This is a genomic window from Nosocomiicoccus sp. HMSC067E10, assembly GCF_001810835.1.
In the GTDB taxonomy this organism is placed as follows: domain Bacteria; phylum Bacillota; class Bacilli; order Staphylococcales; family Salinicoccaceae; genus Nosocomiicoccus; species Nosocomiicoccus ampullae_A.
Window position 1 is genome coordinate 200,761 of record NZ_KV802764.1, and the last position, 11,345, is coordinate 212,105.

Here is an 11,345-nt window from a genome sequence, read left to right on the forward strand (position 1 = left end):
TTATGTGCCATCACTAACATTTCTCTAAAAATCATTAGCGGAATCCACATAACAAAAGCAGCAGAATTTGCTGCTGCTTTAATGTTAATCATCATCCATACTTGATAAGTCTCCAGCGTCTAAGTTTAACTCCCACGCTTTTAATACACGTCTCATAATTTTACCACTACGAGTTTTTGGTAACTTGTCTTTAAATTCAATTTCACGTGGTGCTGCATGTGCTGCGAGCCCAAGTTTTACGAAGTTACGAATTTCCTCTTTTAACTCGTCCGTCGGTTCATAACCTTCACGTAATGCGATAAATGCTTTAACGATTTCACCACGTACTGGATCTGGTTTACCGATAACTCCAGCCTCTTCTACCGCTTCATGCTCAACAAGCTTAGATTCAATTTCAAACGGTCCAACTCTTTCCCCAGCTGTCATAATGACGTCGTCTACACGTCCTTGGAAGAAGAAGTACCCGTCCTCATCTATAAATGCTGAGTCACCTGAAACGTACCAATCTCCAATAAAGTACGATTTATACTTCTCGTGGTTATTCCAAATATCGCGCATCATCGATGGCCAAGGTGCTTTCATTGCTAAGTTACCCATACGGTTTGGCGGTAAGACTTCACCGTTGTCGTCAATGATTGCCGCTTCTACACCTGGTAATGGTTTACCCATAGATCCAGCTTTTATATCCATTGACGGGAAGTTAACGATCATATGTGCTCCTGTTTCAGTCATCCACCACGTATCGTGAATTCTTAAGTTGAATACTTTATCTCCCCATTTAATGACTTCTGGATTCAGTGGTTCACCAACAGATAGTAAATGTCTTAAATGGCTAAGGTCGTAATTTTTTATAACTTCGTCTCCAGCTCCCATTAACATACGGAATGCTGTCGGTGCTGAATACCAAATTGTCACTTTTAACTCTTCAAGTGCTGAATACCATGCATCTGGTGAGAAACGTCCTCCGACGATAACGTTTGTCGCGCGGTTTAACCACGGTCCAAAAATACCATAACTCGTTCCAGTTACCCATCCTGGGTCAGCTGTACACCAGTATACATCGTCTTCTTTAATATCCGTCACATATTTCGCTGAAATATATTGTTGAACCATCACATTATGAACGTGGTATACACCTTTTGGTGAGCCAGTTGAACCACTCGTATAATGTAAAATCAATCCGTCCTCTAAATCTACCCATTCGATGTCACATTCATCTGATGCTTCGTCAAATAACTGTTTAAAATCTAAGAGTTTTTCATCTTCACTAACGTCTTCTCCGACGACAAATACGTGTTTTAGTGTATCGATCTCTTTATAAGGTACTCTCTCTAATAAATCAGAAGTCGTAATTAAATAATTCGCTTCTGAGTCTTCTAATCGGTCAACGACAGCCTTCTCCATAAATGCTTCAAATAATGGTCCAACAATCGCACCAAGTTTCACTGCACCGAGTAATACAAAATATAATTCAGGCGATCTTGGCATAAAGATAAATACACGGTCTCCTTTTTGAACACCTTTACTCTTAAGCATATTTGCAGCTTTATTAGATTTTTCTTTCATCTCTTTAAAAGTAAATGATGAAACGCCAGAATCGTCTTTATAGTGTAATGCTACTTTGTTACCATATCCTTCATCAACGTGACGATCAATTGCTTCATATGCGATGTTTACTTTGTTAGTTTCATACCATGTAAAATGTTTTTTTACTTCTTCCCACGAAAAGTTTTTAACTGTTTCTTCGTAAGGTCCCATATTCGAACTTTTATCTACAGATTTATAGATTTCGTAATTCATTACATTCACTCCTAAAATTTAAGTAAAACGCTTTCTTTTGACGTTACTTATAATCTTATCTGTTATTTTTAGGAATTTCAACGGTTTCGTTCGAATTTTCAATCGCATTTAGACATAAATATAAAAATTATTCATGTATAATATAAATAACTAGACATATATTGTGATTTGAGGTGATATGTTGGAGCATATAAAAAATTATTTTAAAATGGAATACGAAAAAAATAGCCAAACGATTATAATCGAAGGACCTGTAAGTGAAGAAACACTAAACACGTATACTTTTGACGACCACTTAAATGCATTTAGAAGACCTAATGATCAGTTTGAAGCATTAAAAGAAATCGCAAGTTTAGAAGAAGGTCGTATCATCGTTGCGCGTGTAGATAATAATATTATCGGTTACGTTACGTTTCATAGACCTGATGAGTTTGAAAGATGGAGTGAAGGTAACCACCCTTTTATATTAGAACTCGGTGCAGTTGAAGTGTCTGATTCATACCGAAATTTAAGAATTGGCCAAAACATGCTGAAATTGTCGATGATGGATGAGTATATGGAAAATTATATCGTTTTAACGACGGAATACTATTGGCACTGGGATTTAAAAGGAACAGGATTAGACGTTTACGACTATAAACAATTAATGATTAATTTAATGGCCGTTGCAGGATTTGAAGTATATATGACAAACGACCCTGAAATTACAAGTCATCCTGCGAATACTTTAATGGCAAGAGTTGGAAAACATATTACGACCGAGCAACAACTTATATTTGATGAGATTCGATTTAAACACCGATACTTTTTTTAAGGAGGATATGTATGTTAGTTAGCCGAATTATGACGAGAGATGTGAAAACGCTCTCTCCGAAGGATACGATCAATGATGCTTTAAATTTAATAAACGAACACCACATTCGACATATTCCAATCGTTGAAAATGAAGGAGTCGTCGGATTAGTGACGGATAAAGATATCAATCTCGCACTACCTTCGATTTTAAATACTCATAGTGAAACGACTATCCACCATCCACTAGAAGATATTATGAAAACACGTGTCATGTTTACGAGTCCAAGAGATTTCGTAGAAGAACTCGCAGTCGACTTTTTAGAATTCGACGTCGGTGCGATTTGTGTGATCCAATCAAAAAAACTCGTTGGAATTATTACACAAACAGATATTATGGAAGCATTTATCGAAATCACTGGTATGAAAATACCTGGCTCAATTATCGAAATTGATGTACTCGACCGTCCAGGAATCGTCTATGATATCGGTAAAATACTATATGATTTAAATATTGTTGCTGTATCCATCACAATATTTGATAATACTGAAACAGAAGGCCATAAATTTGTCGTCATAAAAATTAACGCTATGAATCCGATGTTTGTTATAAACAAACTCGAAGAAATGGGATATGACGTCGTCGACCCATTAAATAGAGGTTAAAAAGATGCGTGCACTTTATGTGTATGATGATGAGTTACTTAAATATCGCTTTAATGATACACACCCATTTAATCAGATGCGCTTAAAGATGACGACAGATTTATTAAAAGCGGCTCGATTTTTAACAGATGAAGAAATTGTAACTCCACGCGTCGCTACTGAAGAAGAAATTTTACTCGTTCACACAAAAGACTATGTCGACGCTGTTAAACGTGCAGGACATAACCAGATTACAAAAAAGGAACTTGCAAACTATGGTTTAAATACAGAAGACACCCCTCAATTTGAAAATATGCATGAGAAATGTAGCATGCTCGTCGGTGCGAGTTTGACTGGCGCAGATTTGATAATGGAAGGTAAAGCGGATAAAGTTGCTTCTCTCGGAGGAGGACTTCACCACGGATTTACTGGTAAAGCGAGTGGATTTTGTGTCTATAATGATGCAGCGATTGTATGCCAATATTTAAAAGAAAAATATAATGAGCGTGTCCTTTATATAGATACCGATGCGCATCATGGAGACGGTGTACAATTCACGTTTTATGACTCAAATAAGATTATGACATACTCTATTCATGAAACGGGACGTTATTTATTCCCTGGTACTGGTTTAGTAACTGAACGCGGTACTGGTCAAGGATTTGGGTATAGCGTGAACTTACCAGTCGATGCGTTTACAGAAGACGATTCATTTTTAGACGTTTTTAAACAGAGTATCGAGATTGCAGCTAAATCATTTAAACCGACGATTATCGTACATGTGAACGGTGTAGATGCGCACTATCGTGATCCGATGACACATTTATGTTTAACATCAAGAGCTTACGAAGAGATTCCTAAGATCGTTAATGAAATTGCTGATCAATATGCAAATGGTAAACTACTCGCTCTAGGAGGCGGTGGTTATAACATTTGGCAAGTCGTCCCTAGAATGTGGGCGTATGTTTGGCTTGGGATAAAAGGGATTGAACCTCCAACTGGCACATTACCCGAATCATTTATAAACGAGTACAAACCATTATCACAACTTCCATTCCCTACAGAGTGGCAAGATAACTTAGATGATTATACGAATATCCCTAGACGATCTGAAATTACTGAAAGAAATCAAATGGTTCTTGATAGAATTAAAATGTACTTGGAATAACAAAATTGCCCCGTTATATTAAATAATATAACGGGGCAATTTTTAAGTTACATAATAAACATTAATAAATATATAAAGAAAACTGAAAGAACAACTACAAAAAATAACGGTACACGAAAGATACCTAATATAGCAGCAAAAATCCCTCAAAGTATTCCTTCGATCGGACTCTCTACTGCATATAGTATTCCTGGAAAAATTAAAACACCTAAAGCAGCGATTGGAATATAATTTAAAAATGTAATAAATATAGCGATAATAATCGTGATATAACTACTATCTTCTAACATTTGTAACGTTAAAAATTGCCCTGCACCTGCGTAGTTTAAACCACTCATTAATGTTGTAGACAGTAAATCAATGAGTGGTTTTGCTGTAATACCAAAAGCCATCGCAACTGGTAAATATCCAAAACCAATTGCTATACCGTCAGAAAAAGAGCGCTTATATACTTCACTCAAAAACCACCACTCCTTTTAAAAACAATTAGTAACATTGTATCATAAATTTTCTGAAAATTGTGAAATATACTTGTGTTTATTCTACAAATAAAAGTTATAATTAAACATAAAAAAACTTGAGTTTAATATAAAACTCAAGTTTAAAAATATAAATCGCTTTATACACGCGTTGTTTTTGCGTAGTTAATTTTCAATGGTAACATCGTTACTTTTTCATCGACTTCTTCGTTGTTCATAATTTTTGTAAGTAATCTCATTCCAACTGCACCAATATCATATAGAGGTACTGCGATCGTTGATAATTTCGGACGCATCATATATGCAATGCGCGTATTAGAACAACTTATAATTTCTAATTCTTCAGGTACTTTTACGTTCATATCTAACGTTCCATGAAGGATTCCACCTGCAACCTCATCTGATATTGCAATGACAGCATCTGCTTTAATTTCATGAATTTTATTAAATAGCTCAATACCCTCTTCATAAGTGTTTGCTGAAAACTCAAACATATTATCTTTACTTATGTTGTGCTCTTCTAATACTTCACAAATTTTATCTGCGAGTAAAGTCTCCAACACACTATGGTAACCGCTTTGTACATATGCAATTTTTTTGTTGCCGCGCTCAATAAACCCTTCTACAATACGAGCAATTGCATCACGATAATTTGCATTTACTCTGTTTATTGACATTTCTTTAGAATATCCACAGACTACGACTGGCGTATTTGAACGCTGAATATTATCGATTATTTTTTGGTCATCCGTTCCACCTAAAAAGATGATACCGTCCACTTGATTACTTAATAACGTTTCAAACGCATTCTTTTCTTTTTTAGCATCATTATCAGTATTTGTAATAATGATTTGATATTGATACATTTCAGCAATGTCTTCTAACCCTCTTAACACTGCTGAATAATATAAATCTGAAATGTCAGGAATAATTACCCCAACCGTCTTTGTTTTTTTACTAGCGAGACCTCTAGCCACCGCGTTCGGTTTGTAGTTTAATCGTTCTATGACGTCTTTTACTTTACGACGTGTTTCTGGCTTAACGTTTGGGTTACCATTAAGTACGCGTGAAACAGTAGCCATTGACACATTCGCTTCTCTTGCAACATCATAAATCGTAATTGCCATGATTTATTTTCCTCCTATGAAAACGTTTTTGTTTATTGATAATCATAACAGAAAATGAATGAGAATGTAAATAATTTAACAATAAACATCAAAAAAGTTCAGCATAAAAGCTGAACTTTATAAATTAGATAAATCAACACTGTCTTTGTTTACATATCCATCTTTAACATCTTCTCGAATTGCTCGTTTTTGAGCGGCCATTAAGTCCTGATCCGAGTCCTTAATACGTTTAACTTCTTCGAGTTCTGCTTTTTTCACTTTGACTTTGTCGACAATTTTATCTTTTTGATCTTCAAATACACCTTTTGGATCTTTTAAATCTTCACGAAGTGATTGTCCAGATTTTGGTGCTAAGAATAGACCTAAAATAGATCCGACAATCATACCGAAAATTAGTCCGAGTGGTAATCCTTTTTTACTCTTTTGTTTTGGTGGACTATACGGTTTAATTCCATGTGTATGTCGATCTCTATCATATTTTTCCATATAACATCCCTCGCTTAGTAGCGACCTTTTATCGCATTGTTACGACGCTGACGTTGCTGCCATTTATCAGCAAGTTCCATTGCAACGTTTGACCATTGTACAACTTGTGCAATTTGCTCTTCGTTCTCTGAGATGTTTGTCGTAATTGAATTTGTCACTCTATCGACTGATGTGTTAAGGTTTTGAACTGAATATCCAACACCTTGAACTGCATCAACGACTGAGTTTAATTTTTCAACTTTACCTTGTACGTCTTCAACTAGACGATTACTTTTGTGTAATAAGTCGGTTGACTCACGTGTAATTCCTTGAATTTGTCCATCTAATCCATCGAGTGTTTCTGCAACGTAATCTAAGTTTTTCTTAACACTAAGTAAAACGACAGCTACTGCAATACATGCTACTAAAAATCCAACTGCAGCAACTACGAGTGCAATCCACCCTAAAATACTCCAATCCATAAATAACGCCTCCGTAAATGTTCTTATGTGTATAACTTATTAATAGCCGAATTCAATTCATTGTAAACATGTTTAAGAGATAAGTTCTGTAAATCTTTTTTCGTACTTTTGAATATCTCCTGCACCCATAAAGATAATGACACTATCTTCATATTGATCGAGTTCTTTAATTTTTGCTTCTGTTAACAGTTTTGAACCCGGTATTAAATTCACTAAATCTTCACTCGATAAATTACCACTTTGTTCTCTCGCAGAACCAAAAATATCTACGATATAAACTTTGTCTGCCTCTTTTAAACTGTCTGCAAATTCATTTAAAAACTTTTCTGTTCTAGAGAAAGTATGTGGTTGGAATACCGCAACGACCTGGTGATTCTTATATTTTTTTCGTGCTGTTTCAAGCGTTGCCTCAATTTCTTTCGGGTGGTGCGCATAGTCATCCACGACGATATAACTTTTATATTTCGTCTCTGAAAAACGTCGTTTAACGCCACCATATGTTAAAAAAGCACTTTTAATATTATCGAAATCAAAACCTTCTAAATAACAAATTGTAATGACAGCAAGTGAATTTAAAATTAAATGATCACCATATAACGGAATAATAAAATTATCTTTATATTCGCCTTCAATGTATAAATCAAATGAAGTGCCGTTATCTACCACTTCTACATTTCTAGCTTCGACTGTATAATCACCATCGATACCATACGTATACATCGGAACATCGACTTTTATTTCATTGATATAAGGATCATTTCCATACGCAACTACTGCTTTTGTCACTTGGTTTGCCATCGACTGAAACGCACTGACGACGTCTTCAACATCTTTAAAATAATCTGGGTGGTCAAAATCGATATTCGTTATAATTGCATAGTCCGGATGATACGCTAAAAAGTGACGACGATATTCGCACGATTCAAATGCAAAGTAATCCGCTTCTTTTTTACCAACACCTGTACCGTCTCCAATTAAATACGTCGTTTCTTTATCGCCATTCATAACGTGACTGAGTAAACCGGTTGTCGAGGTTTTTCCATGAGATCCTGTGACCCCAATTGACGTATAGTCTTTCATAAATTCAGATAAGAATTTATGATAGCGGATGACCGGATATCCACTTTCAAGTGCTTTTTTAATCTCTACATGGTCATCGTTAAACGCATTACCTGCAATATACGTAAAATCTTCGACTATATTATCTTCAGAAAATGGTAATATTTTAATTCCTTTTTTCTTTAATTGATACTCCGTGAAAACTTCACTTGTTATGTCTGAACCTTGTACTTCATGACCTAAATCAAAAAGAACTTGTGCAAGTGCACTCATCCCTGCACCTTTAATTCCAATGAAGTGATATTTCTTCACAATTACACCTTACTTTCATCGCTTCTATCTGATAAGTAGTTGATGATGTTGCTTAAAACTTCCGCTTTTACTGTACTCATATTCAGGCGTACTGGTCGGTTTGAAGTACTAATTGTGACGAGACAATCATTGCCCTCAAATAACTTATCCGCACCATCAATAACACTACTTTTCTCATCGTAATAAGAAATTTTAGTTTGCATTAAACTCAGAAGTTGGTATCTAATTCCAACGTCAGTTTTCGTGTGATTCATGACTAAATGTATGCCTAATGCTTTACCTTGCTTTAGAATTTGCAAAATATGACGAATCACTTCGGGATTATTTCGCTCGAGTATTCTATCAAAGTCGTCAATATATATAACTATCGTACTCTTTCTCGATTCTTGCTTCACACGTGTGTTAAAACTTTGAATGTTACGTACGTGTGCCCTTCTAAACTGAATGTTTCTGCTGTTTAACTCATCTATTATATCATTAAATGCATCAGTATCGTATACTGATTTTCTTTCACTAAACGAATGAGGGAGCGAATTGAAAGTATCGAATTCTTTCGAATCAGAAATTACTTTAAATTGAAATGCATCACTATTATGATTCATTAATAAAGAGACGAGCATACTGTCAATAATTTCCGTTCTTTTTTCTTCGTTACCATATATTAATGTATGGCCTGCTTTTCTTAACTCATACGTAAAAATACGATTATCCACTGTTTTGCCAAGTGCAAATCTATAGTCATTTTTTCTTAATTTTAAACTACTATTTAAAAATAGAGATTTAAAATAAATTTCACTTGGTTTTTCCAGTGGAAATTCAATTTGAATGTTATTATTTCCGAGCACTTCGGTAATGATACGCACCTTTTTATTTAAGGCACCCTCTAACTGCGCTTTCACATCTTCAATTTTGGACAATTTAAAATGTCTATCGAGTTGAATCGAATAAGAACCGACGATACCGTTTGAAAAGTATTCAACTACTTTTCCTTCTATACCCACCTGTTTAATAATTGCATTTATAGACTCAAGGTTTTCGTCATCATGCTTAACGAAGTTTTGTTCTTGTTCGTTACCTAATATACTAATCGGTGGTAACGTCTTACTTGGCCCGAGTTTACGTTCTCTATGGACTGGTAATTCTTTTTCAACATGTTTTTGTTCTTTGTGCTTCGATTCAATTGGACGTTTTGTCTCTTCGACTTTACGTTCTTTTTGTAATCGTTCTTTACGCAGACGATCTTTCTCTTCTTTTTCTTTACGCTTTCTAACAATATCTTGAATAATTGGAGATTGGTGGTGTTCAAATTTTCGTCTATATTCTGCAGTTTCATCATATTCACGGCGATACGGGTTCTTCGTTCCATGAATTGCTGAAGGTACGACGCGTGCTTTCGTAATCGTTTGACTCGAAGGACGCTTTACCGTACGTCTTTCAGTATAACGAGACTCTTGTTTCTCCTCTTGTTTCGGAATATCTTTCTCTTCTTCAGGTAACTCAAATGGAAAAGGAAAACGTTTATTCAATTTCATATCATCGATCGTCTGATTGCTAAATGTTCGATCTTGAAATCTATTCCTTGATCTTCTACGCATCCTAATCCCCTCCTATTATTTAAAAAACGGTTGACCAACTTCGTAATTATCGTCTAATACGTAAATACCTCTTACTCCGTCATCTTCTAGGTTTAACTCTTTTTTAGAGCAAATCATCCCATTTGATTTCACACCTCGAAGTTCAGATGGTTTAATATATAATCCGTTCGGCATAAAAGCACCGACTTTAGCGACGACAACTTTTTGTCCTTTATCGACGTTTGGTGCACCACAGACGATTTGTAGTTCTTCATCACCAACGTCTACAGTCGTTACGTTTAATCGATCTGCATCTTCATGTGGTTTACATTCTTTTACATATCCGACCACGAATTTTGGTGATAAATCTGGATTAATTTCACCGAGATCATCCTTGATAATTTCATTAATTTTTTCTACGATTGGCTCTTCGTTTAACTCTTTAAGTTCTTCTTCTGTAAATGTTTCACTTGCATTAAATATGTTTAAGCCGAGTAACTCATCGTTATCGACAATCGTTGTATACCCGTCGAAATCTTTCGTTTCGAAATTATCGCTTCCCTTTAATGATACGAGAAGGACATCTCCAATGTTTTTGTTATAAGTTAACTTCATTTAAATTCACCTTATTACTTTTTGTTTTTATTATAATTCTTTGCTTTACCGAGAATAAATACCGGTTCTAATTTTTTATGACGATAGCTAAAGCTTAAGCTCGTAATTGGTGTTAAACCTTCTGCAAAGTACTGCATCATCATTTGAGCCATAATATCATAGCCGACTTCATTTATAACGTCGACGATAATTAACACGTCTTGATGTGGTAAACCAATCATCATTTCGCCTTCTAGTTTGCTATGAAAATCGTTTAAAAATTCTTCGTTTAAAATTCTCGATGCATCATAACCATCTCTATGGCTTATGAAATAAAAGTCATTTTCTTGAACTGTTTCTTTTTTATACTTAATGTCAAGTGTCTTTAAATTATTAAATGCTTTTTCTTTTAGCGCTTCTTTTGTAAGACCTAACGTTTCAAGTAATGATTCATCGATTAACTCGTATGAACGTCCATGGTCGAGTGCGTAAAAAATAACAGTTTCTGCAGTGTGCTCATCGAATATGAATTTCTTACCGTCTTTTGCTTCTTTTGGAAAGCTTGTACTACGTACAACTGGATAAATCATTCCTTCATTTGTCACTTCTTTCGTATCTGCCATACGCGTTAAAGTTTCAGATACGTAGTAGACAATTTCATCGATGATTTCTTCAGATTTCGTTGCTTTTTGAAGTAATTTGTTTAGTTGAACGTCCACTCCTTTATGGTTATCTTGGCGTTCTATTCTTAATATCTCTTCTTTTCTATTGAAACGACTATCGTATTGTAGATCCGTTTCATCGAGTTTTTTTAATACTTTATCTTTTAATTCAGTAACATTCATGAA

Annotated in this window: 12 protein-coding genes; 3 read left to right on the forward strand and 9 right to left on the reverse strand. The window is 35.0% G+C overall.

Annotated features, from left to right (window positions below; genetic code table 11):
* Positions 1 to 84 precede the first annotated feature (84 nt).
* Entirely contained in the window at positions 85 to 1,800 is a 1,716-nt protein-coding gene (gene acsA / locus HMPREF2767_RS05060) for an acetate--CoA ligase (protein WP_070622815.1), read from the reverse strand.
* A gap of 181 nt (positions 1,801 to 1,981) precedes the next feature.
* On the opposite strand from acsA, the gene HMPREF2767_RS05065 reads away from it, so the two are divergent.
* From HMPREF2767_RS05065 to HMPREF2767_RS05075, 3 genes are read left to right on the forward strand one after another with little or no spacing between them, the layout of a single operon-like run.
* Positions 1,982 to 2,614 carry a GNAT family N-acetyltransferase gene (locus HMPREF2767_RS05065; RefSeq protein WP_070622816.1) on the forward strand — a complete coding sequence of 211 codons (633 nt, stop codon included), beginning with the start codon at positions 1,982 to 1,984 and terminating at the stop codon, positions 2,612 to 2,614.
* Between the two features lie 11 nt (positions 2,615 to 2,625).
* Complete coding sequence (locus HMPREF2767_RS05070) at positions 2,626 to 3,258, forward strand: CBS and ACT domain-containing protein (RefSeq protein WP_070622817.1); 633 nt, start codon at positions 2,626 to 2,628, stop codon at positions 3,256 to 3,258.
* A gap of 4 nt (positions 3,259 to 3,262) precedes the next feature.
* Positions 3,263 to 4,405 (forward strand): acetoin utilization protein AcuC, encoded by a 1,143-nt coding sequence (locus tag HMPREF2767_RS05075; protein ID WP_070622818.1) that lies wholly within the window; start codon positions 3,263 to 3,265, stop codon positions 4,403 to 4,405.
* Between the two features lie 146 nt (positions 4,406 to 4,551).
* Here the strand turns inward: HMPREF2767_RS05075 and HMPREF2767_RS05080 are convergent, their stop codons facing one another.
* The 8 genes from HMPREF2767_RS05080 to HMPREF2767_RS05115 form a co-directional block, all read right to left on the reverse strand.
* A complete protein-coding gene (locus tag HMPREF2767_RS05080; RefSeq protein WP_070622819.1) occupies positions 4,552 to 4,866 on the reverse strand; it encodes an AzlC family ABC transporter permease in 315 nt (104 codons plus the stop codon).
* Between the two features lie 158 nt (positions 4,867 to 5,024).
* Positions 5,025 to 6,011 carry a substrate-binding domain-containing protein gene (locus HMPREF2767_RS05085; protein WP_068130894.1) on the reverse strand — a complete coding sequence of 329 codons (987 nt, stop codon included), beginning with the start codon at positions 6,009 to 6,011 and terminating at the stop codon, positions 5,025 to 5,027.
* Positions 6,012 to 6,128: 117 nt separating this feature from the next.
* Entirely contained in the window at positions 6,129 to 6,497 is a 369-nt protein-coding gene (locus tag HMPREF2767_RS05090; protein ID WP_068130896.1) for a YtxH domain-containing protein, read from the reverse strand.
* A 14-nt stretch (positions 6,498 to 6,511) separates the two neighbouring features.
* A complete protein-coding gene (locus tag HMPREF2767_RS05095; protein ID WP_040928491.1) occupies positions 6,512 to 6,958 on the reverse strand; it encodes a DUF948 domain-containing protein in 447 nt (148 codons plus the stop codon).
* A gap of 72 nt (positions 6,959 to 7,030) precedes the next feature.
* Positions 7,031 to 8,329, reverse strand: coding sequence for a UDP-N-acetylmuramate--L-alanine ligase (murC, locus tag HMPREF2767_RS05100; RefSeq protein WP_083302061.1), 1,299 nt, complete (start codon positions 8,327 to 8,329; stop codon positions 7,031 to 7,033).
* A 2-nt stretch (positions 8,330 to 8,331) separates the two neighbouring features.
* Positions 8,332 to 9,924, reverse strand: coding sequence for a DNA translocase FtsK (locus tag HMPREF2767_RS05105; RefSeq protein WP_070622820.1), 1,593 nt, complete (start codon positions 9,922 to 9,924; stop codon positions 8,332 to 8,334).
* Positions 9,925 to 9,939: 15 nt separating this feature from the next.
* Complete coding sequence (gene ytpR / locus HMPREF2767_RS05110; RefSeq protein ID WP_070622821.1) at positions 9,940 to 10,518, reverse strand: YtpR family tRNA-binding protein; 579 nt, start codon at positions 10,516 to 10,518, stop codon at positions 9,940 to 9,942.
* Positions 10,519 to 10,532: 14 nt separating this feature from the next.
* Entirely contained in the window at positions 10,533 to 11,342 is an 810-nt protein-coding gene (locus HMPREF2767_RS05115; RefSeq protein ID WP_070622822.1) for a DUF1444 family protein, read from the reverse strand.
* Positions 11,343 to 11,345: the final 3 nt, after the last annotated feature.

Excerpts from the sequence above, each read along its gene's own strand:
- acsA (WP_070622815.1), bottom strand. The coding sequence starts at position 1,800 with ATGAATTACGAAATCTATAAATCTGTAGATAAAAGTTCGAATATGGGA.
- HMPREF2767_RS05070 (WP_070622817.1), top strand. The coding sequence starts at position 2,626 with ATGTTAGTTAGCCGAATTATGACGAGAGATGTGAAAACGCTCTCTCCG.
- HMPREF2767_RS05075 (WP_070622818.1), top strand. The coding sequence starts at position 3,263 with ATGCGTGCACTTTATGTGTATGATGATGAGTTACTTAAATATCGCTTT.
- HMPREF2767_RS05085 (WP_068130894.1), bottom strand. The coding sequence starts at position 6,011 with ATGGCAATTACGATTTATGATGTTGCAAGAGAAGCGAATGTGTCAATG.
- HMPREF2767_RS05090 (WP_068130896.1), bottom strand. The coding sequence starts at position 6,497 with ATGGAAAAATATGATAGAGATCGACATACACATGGAATTAAACCGTAT.
- HMPREF2767_RS05095 (WP_040928491.1), bottom strand. The coding sequence starts at position 6,958 with ATGGATTGGAGTATTTTAGGGTGGATTGCACTCGTAGTTGCTGCAGTT.
- HMPREF2767_RS05105 (WP_070622820.1), bottom strand. The coding sequence starts at position 9,924 with ATGCGTAGAAGATCAAGGAATAGATTTCAAGATCGAACATTTAGCAAT.
- ytpR (WP_070622821.1), bottom strand. The coding sequence starts at position 10,518 with ATGAAGTTAACTTATAACAAAAACATTGGAGATGTCCTTCTCGTATCA.
- HMPREF2767_RS05115 (WP_070622822.1), bottom strand. The coding sequence starts at position 11,342 with ATGAATGTTACTGAATTAAAAGATAAAGTATTAAAAAAACTCGATGAA.